At 46.7% G+C, this 18,322-nt stretch carries 17 protein-coding genes and 5 pseudogenes; 6 read left to right on the top strand and 16 right to left on the bottom strand.

Annotated elements, in window-relative coordinates:
* Positions 1-43 precede the first annotated feature (43 nt).
* The gene (locus JCM16159_RS06030; RefSeq protein ID WP_054857261.1) at positions 44-1,237 is read left to right on the top strand and encodes an alanine--glyoxylate aminotransferase family protein; all 1,194 of its coding nucleotides are present in this window, start codon (positions 44-46) and stop codon (positions 1,235-1,237) included.
* Here the strand turns inward: JCM16159_RS06030 and JCM16159_RS06035 are convergent.
* From JCM16159_RS06035 to JCM16159_RS06045, 3 genes are read right to left on the bottom strand one after another with little or no spacing between them, the layout of a single operon-like run.
* A complete protein-coding gene (locus tag JCM16159_RS06035) occupies positions 1,220-1,573 on the bottom strand; it encodes a hypothetical protein (RefSeq protein WP_243666097.1) in 354 nt (117 codons plus the stop codon). The genes JCM16159_RS06030 and JCM16159_RS06035 overlap by 18 nt on opposite strands.
* Before the next feature lie 5 nt (positions 1,574-1,578).
* Complete coding sequence (locus tag JCM16159_RS06040) at positions 1,579-2,049, bottom strand: succinate dehydrogenase (RefSeq protein ID WP_054857263.1); 471 nt, start codon at positions 2,047-2,049, stop codon at positions 1,579-1,581.
* Between the two features lie 19 nt (positions 2,050-2,068).
* Complete coding sequence (locus JCM16159_RS06045; RefSeq protein ID WP_367834336.1) at positions 2,069-2,866, bottom strand: succinate dehydrogenase/fumarate reductase iron-sulfur subunit; 798 nt, start codon at positions 2,864-2,866, stop codon at positions 2,069-2,071.
* Between the two features lie 140 nt (positions 2,867-3,006).
* On the opposite strand from JCM16159_RS06045, the pseudogene JCM16159_RS06050 reads away from it, so the two are divergent.
* Positions 3,007-3,752, top strand: a pseudogene (locus JCM16159_RS06050) (helix-turn-helix domain-containing protein).
* Here JCM16159_RS06050 and JCM16159_RS06055 read toward each other — a convergent pair.
* The 13 genes and pseudogenes from JCM16159_RS06055 to JCM16159_RS06100 form a co-directional block, all read right to left on the bottom strand.
* The gene (locus JCM16159_RS06055; RefSeq protein WP_243666098.1) at positions 3,745-4,278 is read right to left on the bottom strand and encodes an AAA family ATPase; all 534 of its coding nucleotides are present in this window, start codon (positions 4,276-4,278) and stop codon (positions 3,745-3,747) included. The pseudogene JCM16159_RS06050 and the gene JCM16159_RS06055 sit on opposite strands and share 8 nt — an antisense overlap.
* Before the next feature lie 39 nt (positions 4,279-4,317).
* Positions 4,318-5,477 (bottom strand): annotated as a pseudogene (locus JCM16159_RS18830) (tRNA (guanine-N1)-methyltransferase).
* 12 nt (positions 5,478-5,489) lie between these two features.
* The gene (locus JCM16159_RS15365; protein ID WP_243666100.1) at positions 5,490-5,810 is read right to left on the bottom strand and encodes a hypothetical protein; all 321 of its coding nucleotides are present in this window, start codon (positions 5,808-5,810) and stop codon (positions 5,490-5,492) included.
* Positions 5,777-6,337, bottom strand: coding sequence for a hypothetical protein (locus JCM16159_RS15370; protein ID WP_243666101.1), 561 nt, complete (start codon positions 6,335-6,337; stop codon positions 5,777-5,779). The genes JCM16159_RS15365 and JCM16159_RS15370 overlap by 34 nt, the downstream gene beginning before the upstream one ends.
* 60 nt (positions 6,338-6,397) lie before the next feature.
* Positions 6,398-7,113: pseudogene (locus JCM16159_RS06070) on the bottom strand (fibrillarin-like rRNA/tRNA 2'-O-methyltransferase).
* 44 nt (positions 7,114-7,157) lie between these two features.
* Positions 7,158-8,420 carry a C/D box methylation guide ribonucleoprotein complex aNOP56 subunit gene (locus tag JCM16159_RS06075; protein ID WP_054857265.1) on the bottom strand — a complete coding sequence of 421 codons (1,263 nt, stop codon included), beginning with the start codon at positions 8,418-8,420 and terminating at the stop codon, positions 7,158-7,160.
* Positions 8,421-8,458: 38 nt separating this feature from the next.
* Positions 8,459-8,986, bottom strand: coding sequence for a hypothetical protein (locus JCM16159_RS06080; RefSeq protein WP_054857266.1), 528 nt, complete (start codon positions 8,984-8,986; stop codon positions 8,459-8,461).
* A 60-nt stretch (positions 8,987-9,046) separates the two neighbouring features.
* The gene (locus tag JCM16159_RS06085; protein WP_054857267.1) at positions 9,047-9,343 is read right to left on the bottom strand and encodes a hypothetical protein; all 297 of its coding nucleotides are present in this window, start codon (positions 9,341-9,343) and stop codon (positions 9,047-9,049) included.
* Between the two features lie 94 nt (positions 9,344-9,437).
* On the bottom strand, positions 9,438-10,277 hold the full coding sequence (locus tag JCM16159_RS06090; RefSeq protein ID WP_054857268.1) for a sulfite exporter TauE/SafE family protein: 840 nt from the start codon (positions 10,275-10,277) through the stop codon (positions 9,438-9,440).
* Positions 10,278-10,464: 187 nt separating this feature from the next.
* Complete coding sequence (locus JCM16159_RS06095; protein ID WP_367834337.1) at positions 10,465-12,321, bottom strand: putative PEP-binding protein; 1,857 nt, start codon at positions 12,319-12,321, stop codon at positions 10,465-10,467.
* 4 nt (positions 12,322-12,325) lie between these two features.
* A complete protein-coding gene (locus tag JCM16159_RS18835) occupies positions 12,326-12,556 on the bottom strand; it encodes a hypothetical protein (RefSeq protein WP_367834338.1) in 231 nt (76 codons plus the stop codon).
* Positions 12,529-13,143, bottom strand: a complete 615-nt coding sequence (locus JCM16159_RS18840; protein WP_367834339.1) for a PEP/pyruvate-binding domain-containing protein — start codon at positions 13,141-13,143, stop codon at positions 12,529-12,531. The genes JCM16159_RS18835 and JCM16159_RS18840 overlap by 28 nt, the downstream gene beginning before the upstream one ends.
* Before the next feature lie 228 nt (positions 13,144-13,371).
* A pseudogene (locus JCM16159_RS06100) lies at positions 13,372-15,629 on the bottom strand (sodium-translocating pyrophosphatase).
* Between the two features lie 124 nt (positions 15,630-15,753).
* Here JCM16159_RS06100 and JCM16159_RS06105 point away from each other — a divergent pair.
* The 4 genes and pseudogenes from JCM16159_RS06105 to JCM16159_RS18850 all read left to right on the top strand — a co-directional run bounded on the left by JCM16159_RS06105 (position 15,754) and on the right by JCM16159_RS18850 (position 18,315).
* Positions 15,754-16,428, top strand: coding sequence for a hypothetical protein (locus tag JCM16159_RS06105; RefSeq protein ID WP_054857269.1), 675 nt, complete (start codon positions 15,754-15,756; stop codon positions 16,426-16,428).
* Positions 16,429-16,562: 134 nt separating this feature from the next.
* A pseudogene (locus JCM16159_RS06110) lies at positions 16,563-17,656 on the top strand (M24 family metallopeptidase).
* Positions 17,657-17,693: 37 nt separating this feature from the next.
* A complete protein-coding gene (locus JCM16159_RS18845) occupies positions 17,694-17,927 on the top strand; it encodes a phosphoglycerate mutase family protein (RefSeq protein ID WP_367834340.1) in 234 nt (77 codons plus the stop codon).
* A 19-nt stretch (positions 17,928-17,946) separates the two neighbouring features.
* Positions 17,947-18,315, top strand: a complete 369-nt coding sequence (locus JCM16159_RS18850) for a histidine phosphatase family protein (RefSeq protein ID WP_367834341.1) — start codon at positions 17,947-17,949, stop codon at positions 18,313-18,315.
* Positions 18,316-18,322: the final 7 nt, after the last annotated feature.

Genomic DNA, 18,322 nt, shown 5'->3' on the forward strand with positions numbered 1-18,322 from the left:
TTAATAAATAAAGCTTAAATAGTAATTCAATAATTACGATTGCGTGAACCTGGACCTAGCGCCGGACCCCCTTCTCGTGGTCCCTGGACCATCACAAATACCACCTAGGGTGATGAGAGCCTTAATGAGGGTTGTTGACCATAGGTCTCCTCACTTCCATAGGTTATATAGGGACGTGGTTGAGGGCTTAAGGTACGTCTTTCGAACAAACGGTGATGTATTCCCAATAACCGCGAGTGGTACCGGCGCCGTTGAGACCATGGTCCTCAACTTCGTCAGGCCCAGGGATACCGTTCTCGTGCCAGTCTTCGGAAGCTTCAGTAGGAGGCTTGTTAATCACCTTAGGAGGGTTGGTGCTGAGGTTATTGAGGTTGATTATGGTTGGGATAGGGCGCCCACGTATGATGACTTAAGGGCTCGGGTTGAGTCAATGGGTATCAAGCAGGTTGATGTATTCGCCACGGTCTATAACGACACAAGCCCAGGCATTGTGTTTAGGGACCTGCCAAAGGTTGCTGGGTGGATTAAGTCCTACGGCGCCTTGGTACTTGTTGATAATGTGTCCGCCCTAGGCGGTGATTACTTTGAGGTGGATTCCTGGGGGATTGACGTTGCTGTATCTAGCAGCCAAAAATGCCTTGCTGCCCCGCCGGTCATGTCGTTCATTGCTGTAGCCTCTAACGAGGCCTATCGTAAGGCTGATTCCGTGAATCATGCGAGTATTTACTTCGACATTAAGTTAATGAGGAAGTTTGGAGAGAAGTCTGAGACACCGTTCACGCCCTCCGTTAATTACCTATTCGCCATTAGGGAGGCCTTGGGCATAATTAGGGAGGTTGGCCTTGAGAACTGGATTAGGTGGCACGTAGAGAGGGGTAAAGCGATTGTGAACGCCCTTAATAAGATGGGTCTGGAACCCTTTATAAAGAATGACTACTACAGATCAACAACAGTACTCTCATTTAAGTACTCACAGGGTATTAGCCCTGATGAGTTCAGGAAAACAGTATATAGACTCGGTGTGTCGATATCGGATGCCATGGATGATGTGAAGGGTAAGGCCTTCAGGATTGGTAACATGGGTTACCTAACAAGAAGGGATGTGCTTACCCTGGTTTCGTCCATAATGGCCGCATTATCGATCATGAATAGCACCGGCAGTATTAATAATATGGATGTTTTTAAGGAGATTTTGAATTACTGGGAGCCACAGCAATTCTCAATGGATGAGGGCTAATATTGTGCCTGTTAGGGCTATCGTTCCAATCACGGCCACGGCAACCCCTATCACTATTAATACCGCGTCCACAGTTATCCTGGCGTACTTCCAGTGCCATAGCTCGAGCAGCAGTGTTCTGAGGCCTATGAGGCCATGCGTTAACGCGGCATAGAGGAGTATGTATAGGACAGCTGCGTACGCAAAGTCCCAGGCCTGTATATGGCTTATTGCGGCTGAGTATGTTATTGATTGTTCATAACTCGGCCACCTGAAGGCTAGGTGTATTCCAACAACCACAATAAGCACTATCCCAAGGAGGTATTGCCACTTTCTTAATGTGGATGCGCTCACCATGCCCATCACCATATGAAGGCCACTAGTGTTGCTAGTATGAGGAAGATGATGACTACAATAACGGCTATGTACTTAAGCCATGCCTGCCCAGTCTTTCTAACCGAAGGCACTGCCCTTGGGAATGTGTGTCTCTCGGGCCTTGGAAGGCCAACACCGAAGTACTGCGTTAGTATTAGCCTGAAGCCGTTGGCTCCGTGAACAGCCGCCAAAAGCGCTATTAGGTACTCAATTACTGTACCGACATGCACATGCCCATATATCGCCGGCCCCTCTATGGTGCCTATTATTGCATTCCATGTTAGCTGCGATGGATGGCCAAGGCCGAGTGCCGTGGATATTACCAGGGTATGGCCTATCAGGTAAAGAATGAGGATTGCGCCACTGACCTTCTGGAAAATCAGTAACCACTCATCAAGGCCCTTAAACCAAAGGGACCACTTTGGTGGAACCCTCTTTACCTGTTTCTGCTGCGCCATTCACCATCACCTATTACGCTTACCTGTTAATAACCACTTCTTCAAAAGGTTTATCGCCAGGCTGGATCGACATCCTTGGGGCATACCTTACTGCAAGTGCCGCTGTAGTGGCATGACCACACGCCGTTCTCACTATCAACGACCTTAAGCCTAAGCACGGCCCCCTCATCCCTACTATCCGCACTCCACCTATATGCCTGGGCGAGGGCTTGTGGGCCAGGTAGTCCTTGTTCAGAAAAACCATTGGGCATGCCGAATAACAAAGACCGCATTTGATGCAGTATGCAAATTCCAGGTAATCACTTAGTTGTTCCTCCGTCTGTGGGTAATAGGTCTCCAGCTTCTCGAATTGCTCCGTCTCGTCCTTCCTAATCAACCAAGGCTTAACACTTCTATGCTTCTCAAAGAAGTTCGAGAAGTCCGCGGCCAAGTCCTTTATTGGTTCGAAATTACTGAGTGGTTCTATTGTTACGACCTCAGTGCCTAGGTCGTAGGGCTTTGTCTCGCAGGCCAGCCTTGGCGTTCCATTAATTATCATGCCGCAGGAGCCGCAAATGCCCATCCTGCAACTATACCTGAAGGACAATGTGGCATCTTGGCTCCACTTAATCTTCAGTAGTCCATCAAGCACTGTTTCGTGATTTGTGAGCTCAACCTTATACTCACGCCAGTAATACCTCCTCTTTTCTGGGTCATACCTCTTAACCCTAAATGTGTATGTACGCTTAATGGGTGAACCAAGTGGTGGTTTGGTTATGGTTATCTTTCCCGTAGCAACAGTCGTCTGTAATGCACTGCCAGTCTGTTGAGAAGACACGCTTAACTATGAATAATAATGTCTTTATAAGTTCTTCCTTGGAAAAGAATAAAATGGAATAGTTAATTGCCACTTGGCGTTCTCGTGGCGTCTACAATCACGGTAAAACGCATAAATACTAGACCTTTGTATATTTCTTAATGGTTGAGTATGAAGGTTTTATAACGGACATTATGATTAGGATAGCCGGCGACATAGTACTCTCAGAAAATCCTGGCAAGGGAATTAGAAAGTGGCGCGAATTCTTCGAGATGTCCCAGGCGGAGTTGGCGGCTAGGCTTGGCACATCGCCAAGCGTGATCAGTGATTATGAGTCTGGGCGTAGGAAGTCACCTGGTTCTCAATTCATTAGGAGGGTTGTTAAGGCGTTGGTAGATTACGAGCTTGAGAGAGGTGGTCAGAAGTTATACATCTTGAGTAGGCAACTTGGTGGCGAGAGGTTTTGGGAGGCGATTCTTGACATGAGGGATTTCGACATGCCAATCGAGATTAATGAGTTCGTTAAGGCGATAGGGGCCACGATCGCGGTAGGGCCTGAGGGTTATGTCGATATTCACGGGTACACGGTGGTCGACAGCCTAAAGCTTGTCCTTGACGTGCCATCCCACGAGTACCTAAAGCTTTATGGAAGTACCACGCAGAGGGCTGCCGTGTTCACCAATGTTAAGTATGGTAGGTCCCCATTAATCGCCATAAAGTCTATGATGGCATTCACGAACTTGAGACCAGCGTGATTATTATGCATGGCGTTGATAGACCTGACTACTTGGGTATTGAGATTGCCAGGAGGGAACGAATACCCCTGGCTATTGTTAATAATACGATTGATGAATTACTAGCAGCCTTAAGGAATCTGGCCGAGCGACAGAGGATAGTCACTAGGTGAAATTACCTGCTTGCGTAATTAGTGAGGTTAGGATCTTGCGTACTTTTTCCCTTAGCTCATCGATTGATGAGTCATTAACTAGTATATAATCGGCCCTAGCTATTAAGTCGCCGAGTCCATACCTCAACTCCCTAAGGTCCCTCATTAGGAAGTCCTCAAGGGTCTTCGGGTCATCGGGCCTACCCCTCCTTAGCAACCTCTCGAACCTTAACCTCCAGGGTGCTACTACGTAGATTAATACCGCCTTAGTAGATAATACCTCCTCAATGGTTTCAACCTCCCTAATACTCCTAGCCCCATCAATAACAATGGCATTCAATGACTTTGGGATCTTATCAATAGTCTTATAGGCAATTATCCTGGTGCCATTTCTCAACCTAAGGATTACCGATGCCATGGATGAGGAGATACCGCTCTTCACAGCCTCCTCCCTAATTATATCGCCCATGGTTACCACGGGGAGACCCAGCTCCCTCGCCACGTCGGAAACTATTGTTTTCCCAGAGCCAGGTAAGCCGGTTATCACTATCACCAGCACATATGACCAGAGCTACTAGGCTTATTTTTATTTACCCATAATAATCTCCCTGATCCTAAGCAGGTCAGCGTTTGTTCTAAATCCCTTAATGTGGAAGTGGGACCTCACGGCTTGGTAACCAAGTCCCCTTATCACATTTATGATGTCATTAATGGGCAGTTCACGCCCCAAGTCCTTGCCTACCTCTGTGGTGAGTGCATAGGGTATGTTAGGTCCGAGTGACTCATCGGTAATTAACATGCCAATTTCCTTAGCCCTACTACTGAAGTAATCCCTAATATTCCTCATGAAGTAATTTACTAGGAATTCAGCATCCCATAAATTACCAATCCATAGCGGGCCCGCCAGTCTATACCTAGTAATACTAGGTATTGGGTATCCAGGTATAAAGCCCCTCCGTAATGTGCCTGACCTGTAGTATGCATAACCGAGGTTCTTTAGTGTTTCTAGGGCGTAGGACCGGTCCTTAAGAATCAATGCGCAAACCCTGTAGTAATGGCCGTCGAGAAATGATGCCAGTGGTTGTATCCCGTAATCCATTGATAAGGCGTACCGTGCAATTAACGATATTAATATTCTAATGCCCACCTCAAACCTATAGGGGAACTTCTGCGGTAATGCCCCATAACGCCTAACGCACTTAATTGGGTACTTACCCGATAAAACGCCCACGTCAGTCGCCGTTACGCATAGTAACCCCTGGTCCTTAATGGCCCTAAGGCTATTCTCTATGAATGGTTGCGGAGACCCGAAGGGTCAATATCAACTACGTCACAGCCACCCTCGCGGGCGGCCCTCAATAATAGGTTATTTGCATCGTCCCTGTGTACGTTAATTATATCGTTTAGGCCGTTCCTATCTATGTTTAACCTTATTAACTCATAGGCCTTTTCAGAAATATCGTTAGCTATGACCCTAGAGATGCCATTGACCTCTCTAGCGTACCTAACAGCCCTAATCCCAGTCCCTGACAGCGGCTCGCAGATAGTAATGCCCACCTTACCCGTATAGCTTATGTAGCCATTAACTATGGCTATGGACAACGACCTATTAACCTCCATCCTGGGGTTATAAAACACGGGTGCATGGGCTGGCTCGGGTCTATTGCCAACAATGTACTTTGACAAATCAGGTGCAATTATCGAGACCAAGCCCTCCCTAATCTCTATTCTTGGGTAACTACTCATATGTGTTCGCAATTAACTCCTGGATTCCAGGAACTCAACGTCACGCTTGTCAGACTCTATTACAGCTAACCCAACGCCAAGTACCTTAGCAACGCTAATAACCTCATTGCTTAACCTGTTCCTATCCTCAACTAGGTACGACTCACTTGATGAGTGAGCCGCAACCTTTGTGTGGGCCTTCAATAGCGAGTATAGCCTAAATGATGATAGTAATTCCTTAATGCCTTCATCAACCATTTCCTCCCTCTCCCTAACCTCATTAACGACTTCCTCCTCCCTAGGTCTCAGGTCGACATCACTCAGTACATCCTCGTTGAATATGCTAACGAGCATCCTAGCTGTCCTCTCCGAAGCCTCCATAAACTCCCTCTCATACTCATAAACAGTCCTCCTGGTAACACCAAGCATTTTCGCAAGGTCGCCAAGCTCATACCCCTATCTTCCCTCAACCTCCTAAGCAATTGCCCCTTCACACTAGCCCTCACAATACCCTTATCCTTCACAAACTTAATCCCCTCATTGTCCAAAATCCTCTTAAATGTCCTAATACCCACCGCGTAGATTCCATGTACCTTATACGCCACTCCATCAGCCATTTCCTCATCACCGTAATTAATACCCACGATTATCGGTGTTGAGTTTGAAACTCTGGATAATACAATGAGGTCTATTATAGACTCTCTACTCATTCTATCCGCGTCCTCCTTAACCTTAATAATGAACTTGCCCTCCTCATGGTCCCTATAATTAGGTACCCTAATTATAGCGTCGTAGGATAGTGATGAATCACCAACAAGCAGCACCTTAGCTCTTCTACTTGCTGCCAAATTCAACATATGCGTTATGAGTTCATTGCTCATTACCTTTATAATCATACGCACTATTTTATTTAAATCCCTTTTTGCCAATATAATGAATAATTACGATGACTTCCTGCCTATAACCATGGCGTGGGCCGTGTCGTAAGGCTCCAGGTGAACCATGTCAAGTATTTCATAGCCCCTGTCCTTAAGCACATCAATTTCCCTCTTAAACGTCTCGCTTGGTTCCTTAGTAACGTCGATGCTCATGGCCTTTATTACCAGCATTACATAGCCGTGGCTCTTCACGTAGACATCGGCATTGTCAGCAAGTATCTTTGCCTGGAACGGCTGTGCAATGTCTATGTAGGCTATGTCAACCGCCTTAACAATGTGCACATACTGCTCCGGATACCTTGCATCAGCTAGTATTGGTATTACGTTCTTCCTGCCCTGGTCAACCAGCTTTTCCATGAACTCCCTGAAAACCCTCGGTGAGAACTCGACGGAGTAAATAATACCGTTATTACCAACTATGTCGCTTATGTGGCTTACCGTAGTCCCACTGGCCGCGCTAGGTATAGTATTCGTGATCCCTCTCCTATTGGCATTACCTTAAGCCCATTCATAATGGCCGCGGCGAGTTTGGACCTGTATGGGTTCCAAATCCTGTATTCCCTACCCTCCCACTGGATTAATTGTTCACCATAAACCCTCCTACCTGGCGTTAGATTAATTGTGGCGAGTCTCTCGGTACCATCCTCGAATGACACCCAGTAGATACCCTTGAATTTCTCATGTTCCTTAACACCAACAACCTGTATTAATGAAGACATTGGGGGATGCGTATTTTTAAGGGATTATAAATCTTAATATCTCACTATCTACGGCCTCTCTTTTCGTGGGATCTCCTCTCCTCAGCTCTCTTAACCGGTCCTTTCTTCTCGGGGGCCTTCCTGGCAGCCTTGGCCTCAGGCTTCCTTGCTGGTGGCTTGGCATATAGTGTCTTAACCTCCTGGATCCTCTTCATTAAGTCCTCCTTAAGCCTTGGTGCGATGAAGTTGCCCGTGAAGGCGTCAGCCTTAGCCGCTATTGCCAACTTCGCAGCCAATGCTCTGGCTATCTTACCGCGCTGCCACCTTGGGGCCCTAAATATCTCCGGGAATTGGAATATGACGCCGTGCTTCGGCGGCTTACCGCCAGTCCTCAAAGCCCTAAACAACGCCTTCTCCGCACCGAGTACCTGGATTGTGGATGCTGGTAATAATGCGAGCCTCATCAAGCCTCCCGCAAGCATTAAAAGCCTGGCGCCAAGTAATGGACCAACCAACTCCCTGATATTCGGCGCAACCTCAACCATGGCCTCATCTATGTATTCAGACAACTTATTCCTCAGGTCTGATAATTGCACATAAATTCTTGCGTAGGTCCTTATGGGCTCTAGGTCCCAATCAGCCATCTCAGCACCGACGCTTTTACTCGCCGCCTCTGCAATTCTCTTGGCTCTATCCTGAGAAAGTCCCAGCTTTGTAAGGTTATCTAGCGTGAAATTGCTCCTATGCCCTAGCTCGGTGACCAATGTCATGTATTCCTTATGGTCCTTAACCAAGTCCTCAAGCTCTGGGAAGTGGAGGCCGTACCACTCCCTAACCCTCGAGCTTATTAGGTTGAGTATCTTGTCGAGATCGTCGACGGAACTAATCGCCTGGGCTATGAATAGGTCTCTCTTCTCCGCAACCTGCCTTAACTTATGCCTTGTCTGTACCGTCGTTATTTCATAAACCCTTGCCAAGTACTCGTCCTCAGTTAAGCCAAAGACCTCCTTGACATACCTACCAATGTTGTCTCTATAAATCATACCTGCCTTACTCGGCAACTCGGACCTAATTTCAACCCCAGCAACCATGTTTGCCAGATTCCTAGCCAACTCCCTATTCTCAATAATGATCTTCGTAATGCCCTTACCCCTAAGTTCATTTATTATCCTAATGACTTCATTAATTGGTTCGCCAGTCTCTAGTTTATTCATCTTGTCGGCTATCTCATCCGTACTACCCTCATAGAGAACCTTGGCTATCACATCACCATTCTCATTCAGAGCCACCACACCGAGGACGTCCAGTACCAGGTATGCCACGCTCATCAGTACTCACACTAATCACGAGATTGATTCACTATCTTTTAAGTTTTTATTTCATTCTTAGGATTTGACCTAACTATATATAGTATATTAATTGTAACGAACAACACACCGATGATGAATAATACGACGCCTAGATCCATCATTGTACTTAATATCACCGCATTACTTACCATATATTGAGATATTGAGGTCACCAAAAGTGAAACATTAAGTGGCGTTGAGTTATCATTAAGTAGTACTAATGAGTAATTACCGTGTTCAAGTAGTGGAAACATTACTAGATAAATACCTCCCTCCTGCTTATAGTTCAGTGGGGTTAGTACATGCCCAAATGAGTCAAATACGTAAATGGGTAATGGGTATGAATCATTAAGCATGACCACTATATACGCGGGGCTTTTTATGTAGATTGACATTAGGTACTTCGAATTAACGTCCATACTTACCGTGGTATTGTTTACCGTATTAATCATCACGTTATATACTCTGGGCAAGAATGAATTGGATATTAATAGTATTGCTACTCCAATTATCATTAGCGAAATGCCCACTCTTATTAAATTCACAGGTATAAAATGAACGAGATCCCTTAAAAACTTAATTTAAGTAGTTCTCTGCGCAATGCTTCAGGAATACATGTCGACAAATTCAAGCCACGTGTCAATTTCATCAATATTCATCCTACGCATTGCATTACCTCTCTCAACCCATGCTTCCCTCGGTATTAATTCATCACCAACCCTAGCAAATACAATTCTCACTATGGGTCTAGGCTCATCACTGATTTCCGCCTCGGTTCCAGAAGCCTCCTCCTCACTTGGTGCATGAAATAATAGCTCAACGGAATCCCCACTCTCTCTGATCTCGTAAAGTGGATTACCCCTAATGAAGTTAATGAGTTTATAATAGTTAATTGCCTTCATACCGCATGTAAATAAAATTATGAGTAATTAAATACTTTGTTCCTCGTAAAAATCCATCAAGACTGTGAGATAGGTATTGGGTGACTTGGGTAATTCATGGTATTATGTGGTATATTTTCATTAGCATATATATGCCTACGAGCACTATTATTGCTCCATAGGCAATCCTCAGAGTCCTCTTTGGGACCTTAACAGCCAGGCTAGTGCCTGCGTAACCACCAGCCACACCGCCAGCCACGTATAGTAGGGCTATGAGTATGAGGACGTCGCCATAGAACCAATACTCGGCACCACTGGCCACACCAAACGTACCAACACTTAACAGGCTAGTCCCAATGGCCCTCGTTATGCATAGACCAGCAGAGAACATTAGGCTGGGCACGATTAAGAAGCCACCGCCAATACCGAAGTAACCACTGACCAAGCCAACTATGAAGCCGAAGATCGCAACCTTAATTGCCGTTGATGTTGTCAATCCTGGGCACTTCTTAAAGGCATTTACAACATGATTAACTTCATCGGCAGTACCGGCCTGCGTTGATTCCTTCCTAATTGCCATGTATATGCCAAGCACAATCATTGCTATTGCGAAGTAGGTCAATAGGTCAGTACCTGGCGTTATGTGGCCCAGGTAGGCCCCTATTAAGGAACCAACGAGGCCTACGCCGGCGAATATGCCTCCAACCCTTGGCGCCACGTTCTTCTTCCTAAGGTGCATGTAGGAGTTTATGTACGCGTTTAAGCCTACTGCCAATGCCGTAGTCCCAATGGCTATGTGCGCGGCATCAGGTATTGTGTCAAGGCCAACGAAGTATAGGAACAATGGGACAGCCAAGATACTACCACCACCCCCAATAAGACCGAGTGAGAAACCAACCAGTATTCCCGATATTATTGACAGCACATATTGGATAAGTGTCACCATTACAGTCATACACCCTCGTTAAGAAATTAGTCCTTTTTTTTAAGTTTTTTTTAGTTCAAAAATATGACATATTCATTAAATTTAGTGACATTTAGTGATAATCAATAAATGAATATAGCGTTATTGTCCTTATTTATCTATCGTTAGGTTTCTGTAAAATGGTACCTTTAAATGCTTTTAATGGTGGTTCGGCGTATTAGTATATGTGTATCTTTGGTGCCTTGCCCAATATCTTCAGGGACTCCTGGGCAGCCACGAGCCTAGCCACTGGTACTCTGTAAGGCGATGCGCTGAAGTAGTTGAGTCCCCTGCCCACAACCTTAGCCAGTATCTTTATTGAGTCTGGGTCACCGCCATGCTCGCCACATATGCCAATCTCTATGTCTGGCTTCACGGACCTGGCCGCGTCTATGGCTATCTTCATGAGCTTGGCAACGCCATCCTCATCGATGGTCACGAATGGGTCATAGGGCAGTACGCCGAGCTCCAGGTACTTACTCATGAACTTATTCTCCACATCATCCCTACTAAAGCTGAAGACCGCTTGTGTTAGGTCATTTGTTCCAAAGCTCATGAAGTCCACCACCTTGGCGATCTTATCGGCTGTCAGGCATGACCTGACGGTCTCCATCATTGTGCCAATCTTAAAGTCAATCCTATCACCATATGTCTTGAATACCTCCTCTACCGTGGGCTTAACGACATTGTTAATTATTATCTCGAGCTCCCTAACCTCCGCGACCTGCGGTATCATTATCTGCACATCAACGTGCTTACCCTTCCTCTTTAGCTCTAGGGCTGCGGATACTATTGCCTTAACCTGTGCCGCGTAGATCTCTGGGTATGTAATGCCGACCCTAACGCCCCTGTGCCCCATCATTGGGTTAGCCTCCATCAACGCCTTCACCCTGGCGAGCAGCCTCTCCTTCTCAGGATCCGGCTTGCCCAAGGTCCTGGCCCTGGTTACCTCAGTGACTAATTCCTCGAAGTTTGGTAGGAACTCGTGAAGTGGTGGGTCGAATAACCTAACCGTTATTGGGTAGCCCTCCATTATCTCGAATATCTCCAGGAAGTCCCTCTTCATCATCTCGGCCAATTGATCAAGCAGCTCCTTCCTCTCGCTTGGGTTGTCCGAGAGTATTACCTTCCTAAATAGGTCCAGCCTACCGGGTGCCCTGAACATCCTCTCGGTCCTCAATAGGCCAATGCCCTTGGCACCAAACCTCCTGGCTATTGCGGCATCATCAGGCGTATCTGCATTAGCCCTAACCCCAAAGACAGACACAGAGTCAGCCATGTCCAGGAACTCGAAGAACTCAGGCGGTAGTTTGGGCTCTATCGTTGGTACCTTACCGACGTATACGTTACCCGTGAACCCATCAATCGTTATCCAATCACCCTCCTTAACAACCACATCACCAACCCTCGCAGTCCTAGTGCTGTAATCGATTTGCAGGGCCTCGGCACCAACTACCGCCGGCCTACCGATTGCCCTGGCAACGACCGCCGCGTGGCTAGTTGCACCACCCCTACTTGTTAACACGCCCACCGATGCGTAGAAGCCGTGCACGTCGTCCGGCTTCGTCTCCTCCCTAACCAGTATAACCTGTTTGCCGGCCTTGGACCACTCCACGGCCCTATCTGGGTCGAACACGGCCTGCCCACTCACTGCACCTGGTGATGCGGGTATACCCTTGGTCAACGGCTTACCTGCCTTGGACTCGTCAATCCTCGGGTAAAGCATCTGCAGTATGTACTCTGGCTTAACACCCATTATTGCCTCCTCCTTCGTTATCATGCCCTCCTTATACATGTCGACCCTCGTCTTCAAAACGGCCAATGGATTCATCTTAGCATTCCTTGTCTGCAGGAACCAAAGCTTGCCCTTCTCTATCGTGAACTCCACATCTTGAACCTCCTTCTTAGTCTTCTCAATGAGCTTAACACCGTTATACAACTGCTCATAGACCTCGGGCATCTCCTCCTTAAGCTTCTCAATGGGCTTTGGAGTCCTTATGCCCGCAACCACGTCCTCACCCTGGGCGTATGGCAAGTACTCACCGTAAAGCTATTCTCACCAGTTGCTGGGTCCCTTGAGAAGACGACGCCAGTGGCTGACCTCCAGTCGCGTTGCCGAAGACCATGGTCACTATTGCTGTGGCCGTGCAGTCGGCGATGTCGGGTGTTATCTTATTGGCCTCCCTATAGAACCTAGCCCTTGGTGAGTTCCATGACTTGAACACGGCCTCTATTGAGAGCCTTAACTGCTCCCATGGATCATCAAACACCTTACCAAACCTCTTAATGTATACCTGCTTGTAGATTTCCACGAGTTCCTTAAGCCCCTCGAGCGGTATTTCCGGGTCCTCCTTAACGCCGTACTTCCGCTTAATCTCCTCAAGGGCTTATTAAACTCCTCCTCAGGTATCCCAAGGACTATCCTACCAAACATCGCCAGGAATCTCCTATATGCGTCGTAGGCGCCGTGCTCATTATTGATCCTCTTGGCTAGTCCATGGACAGTCCTATCATTAAGGCCTACGTTGAGGACAGTATCCATCATGCCAGGCATTGAAACCGCAGCTCCAGACCTCACGCTAACGAGTAATGGCTTATCAGGATCCCCAAGCTTATACCCTGTCTTCTCCTCAAGGTACTTAATGCCCCTGGTAACCTCATCCATCAATCCCTCGGGTAACTTCTCACCCTTGTCGTAGTATTCCCTACATGCCTTGGTTGTTATTATGATACCTGGAGGAACTGGCAAACCAAGTCTCGTCATTAGGACGAGACTGGATGCTTTACCACCTATTAACTTAACATCGTCTGGATCAGCCTCTTCGAAGGTTAACACGTACTTGCCGAGAGAGCCCATTATGTATTTATGGATCTCTAGTTTTTATAAATTTTATTATATCGATCATTATTAATACTTTTTCTATTGATTAACTATTAACAATAATTATAAATACTGAATAAACAAGCTCGAGCAATTACCTGAGTCATTATTCTATTAATAATGATTTATATGTAAATTTAATCTCGAAAAATAATCATGACATAGTTTATTTTTAGCAATAAGGAACTACCAATAACTACACGATCATATAGCCAGGGCTAGGATTAGGTGCATTAGTAATGGGCCTATTAAGGTGATGGTCATGTGCGCCACTGGGTTGGTTAGGCTCACTGCCGCTATAACTGGCGCGAATACTATCGAGACGGTATTGACGACCTTAATGAGCGGGTTTAGCGATGGCCCAGTGGTGTCCTTGAATGGGTCGCCAACCACATCACCAACCACGGCGTTTTTGTGTGGTTCGCTCTTCTTGCCGAATTTCTGACCATTTACTTCAATGCCCTCGATCTCAATGTACTTCTTGGCGTTGTCCCAGGCGCCGCCTGCATTGGCCATTAGCAACGCCCTTGGGAATCCTGCGAGTATTACGCCGAATATTGTACCGACCAAGCCAATCCAACCCAGTGCCAATCCAACAATTATTGGTATGATAACGGCTGATAAGCCAGGCACCAGGAAGTTCTTGAGTGCGTGCCTGGTCACTATGTCGATGGCCCTATTATAATCGGGCTTCTCCTGAGGCCAAAGCTCAAGAATTCTCTTGGTCCTGAACTGTCTCCTAATCTCCTCAACGAGCTCGCCAGCCGCCTTACCGACGGAGGCTAGGGTCTGGCTTGAGAAGAAGTATACGAGGGCTACGCCGATTAGGGCTCCAATTATTATCCTTGGGTCAATCACCGTCAACTCACCCAGGGCCTGCGTTAGTGTAATCCCCAATCTCTCCACAACCTCGTATATGAAGCCTATGAATAATATGAGGGCGGCTAAACCTGCGCTCGCTATTGCGTAACCCTTCGTGGTGGCCTTGAAGGTGTTGCCAATGGCGTCCAGGGAATCCGTTATCTCCCTTACGTCTTCCATACCCGTCATCTCCACAAGACCACCCGCATTATCACTGACTGGTCCGTAGGAGTCCAGCGAGATGACTATGCCGGCTAGGCTTAGTAGGCCTACGGAGGCCACGGCAGTGCCGAAGATCCCGCCCTCTACCGTGTGCACCACACCATTAACTGGTATGAAGAACCAGCCTAGCATGAATGATATACCGAGCGATGCAACCACCATGAGTATCGTCGGTATGGCGCTTAATAATCCATAGGAGTAACCAGCAACTATGACGTTTGATGCCGATAACACGGCCTGGCGGGCTATGTTCCTGACCGGTGGGAATGTGTAGTGGGTGAAGTACTCCGTGGCGAATAAAACCACGATCGCCGTAATCATGCCGAGTAAGTCAGACACGAAGATCGCCACCGCCTCCATTAATGGGAATGCTAGGAATGAGTATATTGCGACGAGTATGGCGGTGACTATTATTGTGGTGTAGAGCGCAAGGTTGAGCTTACCCATGGCGGCGGCCGCCAGGTTCTTACCCCTCACCTCACCCCTAACTACCTGTATGCCGATTAAGGTTCCAATAAGCGTTAATGCGGCAAGCATTATTGATAGCATTATTAATTTAGTTGAAAGCCCAAATACGGCAGCCAGCAATAGTGCTCCTGCAAGGACGACTACGAAACTCTCATAAACATCACTAGCCATGCCCGCGCAATCACCCACGTTATCACCCACGTTATCTGCGATGACCCCTGGGTTCCTAGGGTCATCTTCCGGTATCCCTGCCTCGACCTTACCGACTATGTCGCGCCCCAGTCAGCGGCCTTCGTGTATATACCACCGGCGACCCTAATGAACAGCGATATTAAACTGGCACCAAACGCCACAGGCGCCAGTGCCTCGGCCCATGATGGATTTGGTAACACTGATGAGTATGCCTTGTATAGTACCGTGACTATTAATAGGGCAATACTGGCTAATGATAACCCCATTACCGTGCCTGCCTTAAACGAGGTGCTTAGGGCGGCCCCCATGCCATTCTTAGCCATCCAGGCAGTTTTAGCCGCGCTTCTTGTGGTTACGTACATCCCCAAGTAACCAGCTACGGCACTGCCTATGGCGCCTAGGGCGAAGGATAATGCGGCTAACCCAGCCATCAACCCGCTATGGAATATTAAGTAATACGTTATCCATATTAATATAGTTAGTACAATGCCTGTGGGTAATATTGTCTTGTATTCCCTCATTAGGAATGTTTTGGCGCCCTCGGCAATGAGCATGTTTATTTCCGTAAGCTCCTTCTTCCCAGGCTTTATCCTGAGCACTGATGATGCGTTGTATCCAGCCAGGGCTAGACCTATAATTGGAACTATTATTGCCAGTAGTAATTCCAGTAGTTTCAGGGACAGCATCGTAAGAGGCGTAATTATGGAATTAATAAACATTATTACTCATTTACTCGAGCTTACCCATTTTAATGGTTGAACTCTAATTTCTGCAATGTCTAGTATTGGACGTATTATGTATTTTTAAGTAAGAAATATTAATACTTTTCCAGAACCAGTAATTGTGTCTCGGAACTTAAGTATTCAACAAGCCGTCAGGATAATTATTGAGGAGAACCCGCTTTACGTAACCTTACTGTCGAGCGGTCTCGTTAATTTATCGGCACTTGCAAGGAGCATTAAGCCACTGGTTGACTCAATGATTGGTAAGGACACTAAGGTATTCACGATAGTCAAGGCCTTGGAGAGGATTTCCATGAATTACAAACTTGTTAATGAGTATCCTGACATTGTTAAGGCATTGAGTATGGCGGAGATCATAACATACAGTGGCATGGGTGAGGTTGAGATACCGTTGATTGAGGAGAACATGGAGAAGGTGGCTAAGCTTAGGGATTTGCTTGCGGCCGCTAAGGTTCAGTTCATAATACTCAATGATGGTAATAGAATGCACGTGATTGCACCGTTGATGTACATAGCCAGTGTTTGCACGCAGACTAGGATTGAGGAGTACGGTATGGTGAGGATAATGTTTGCTGAGAAGGCGCCAGTCGGTATAGTGACTTTCCTGGTGCAGGTCATGAAGTCTAATCAAATAACAACTAAGCACGTGCTTAGGTATGACAATGACATATACATAGTGGTGGAGAGGGAAAAGACTCCCCTTCTCCTCAATATTATAGAGAAACTAAGGGCCATGGCATCACTACAGACATTTCAGTCAAAGGCAATGAAATGATGAATCAAAGCCCTGGGTTTTATGTCAAAAACATCGGTAACTAATGATGATTCTACGGGATCTGAGCAATGATGTAAGCGGCCTCTGCTGATGTGGGAATAGCTTATTATTAGATACTTTATGACTAATGCCGCATGCCGAGTGTCAGTAGGATTTGGAGATTAATTGATGAATTACGTAGGTCGCAGATAGAGTTGGCCGTTATTGTTCCAGGACCTAACTTTAGGTATTTGGTTGGTTCTAATATCGAGACCTTCGAGAGGTTCGGCGCATTGATTGTTTGTTCAGGCAATGGTACATACGCTTTAATATTGCCAAGGCTTGATGAGGGAAGGGCCAAGGCCACTGGCTTGCCGTACATTGTTTATGGGGATGAGGAGGGCCCATTAAGCGTCATTAAGACGTTCATTAATGATAACTGCGGCGCTGTTGGTAGGGTTGGTTTTGAGGGCAGGGCCGCACTCAACTACTTGTGGGTTATACGTGGGGCAATTGGTGAATTTAGTGATTATTCCATTGATGGTTTATTAGCATCAATGAGGATAAGTAAGGATAATAATGAGCTAAATAATATTGAGCGGGCGGTCAGAGCTATTGAGGATGGCATTAAGGCGGCGCGTGAATCTATCAGGCCCGGAATGACCGAGCTTGATGTTGCTAAGGTGATTAGTGATGCCATTAGTAATGCAGGTGCTGAGCCTAGAGATGTGCTTGTTCAGTCGGGCCCTAACTCGGCCATACCTCATTGGATGCCTTCCCGTAGGAGGATTGAGGTTGGTGATGTGGTTGTCATTGACGTTACCGCAACCTACAATGACTACTATGGCGATTTAACGAGGACATTCGTAATCGGCAACCCGCCAGGCAATTTCTGGCACATTTACAACCTAGTTAGGAAAGCCCATGACGAGCTATAGCCGGGGTTAGGGAGGGCGTTACGGGTGCTTATGTTGATTCGATAGCCAGGAGGGTCATAACCGAGGGTGGTTATGGGGAGTACTTCATACATAGGACTGGTCATGGGATTGGGCTTGAGGTTCATGAGGAACCATTCATAAGCCAGTCCTATGATAAGGCATTACCGAGGGGTAGCGCATTCACTATTGAGCCTGGCATATACCTGCCCAGCAGGTTTGGTGTTAGGCTTGAGAGTAACGTTGTGATTAAACTTGACGGTGGGGTTGAGGTTCTCGATAGGTACTGGCCAGAGGTTATTGTCAGGGTCTAGTAATGCTTTATTACCCAGCACATCTGTAGTCACTAACGTGATATTATACCTTGTTAGGCATGGTGAGGCGCAATTGAATGCACTTGGAATACTTCATTCGAGGAATTACGATGATAATCCATTAACGGACAGGGGTAAGCTCGAAGCAGCCGCAGCCGCGTTGTTCCTACATAGAATGGGTGCTGGCGGCCCTGTATTCACCTCGCCATTACTGCGCGCACGCCAGACTGCCAACTGTATTAACCGTAATTACAGGGTTGATGATAGTTGAGGGAGATTGACATGGGTGAGTGGAACTTAAGAGGATAAGTGAGGTTCCCTTCGATGACTACAGGAGGGACCCGGTTAAGTACCATCCACCTGGTGGTGAGTCTATAGAGTCTGTGGTTAATAGGGTCATGGACTTCCTAAACTTCGTCGAGGGCATTAATGAGAGGTCCGTGATTGCCGTAAGCCATTGGCACCCCATTGCTACAATCGCGGCCCTGATCATGGGATTACCCCTGAGTAATATCTATAAGTTGCGTATTAGTACGGGGTCTATAACGGCCATTGACTTGGATAATGATGACGTATTATTCCTAAACCTAAGCCCATTAAGGGTGTTGAGAAGCCTTGGCTTTAGCGATAATGAGTTAATTAAGGAGTGCGGTGAGTAGGGCTAAT

Source organism: Vulcanisaeta sp. JCM 16159, from assembly GCF_001316265.1.
GTDB lineage: Archaea > Thermoproteota > Thermoprotei > Thermoproteales > Thermocladiaceae > Vulcanisaeta.

Coding starts and splice junctions, on each gene's coding strand:
- JCM16159_RS15370 (WP_243666101.1), bottom strand. CDS start 6,337: ATGAGCAATGAACTCATAACGCATATGTTGAATTTGGCAGCAAGTAGA.
- JCM16159_RS15365 (WP_243666100.1), bottom strand. CDS start 5,810: ATGCTCGTTAGCATATTCAACGAGGATGTACTGAGTGATGTCGACCTG.
- JCM16159_RS18840 (WP_367834339.1), bottom strand. CDS start 13,143: ATGGGCTCTCTCGGCAAGTACGTGTTAACCTTCGAAGAGGCTGATCCA.
- JCM16159_RS06090 (WP_054857268.1), bottom strand. CDS start 10,277: ATGACTGTAATGGTGACACTTATCCAATATGTGCTGTCAATAATATCG.
- JCM16159_RS06035 (WP_243666097.1), bottom strand. CDS start 1,573: ATGGTGAGCGCATCCACATTAAGAAAGTGGCAATACCTCCTTGGGATA.
- JCM16159_RS06085 (WP_054857267.1), bottom strand. CDS start 9,343: ATGAAGGCAATTAACTATTATAAACTCATTAACTTCATTAGGGGTAAT.
- JCM16159_RS06075 (WP_054857265.1), bottom strand. CDS start 8,420: ATGAGCGTGGCATACCTGGTACTGGACGTCCTCGGTGTGGTGGCTCTG.
- JCM16159_RS06040 (WP_054857263.1), bottom strand. CDS start 2,049: ATGGCGCAGCAGAAACAGGTAAAGAGGGTTCCACCAAAGTGGTCCCTT.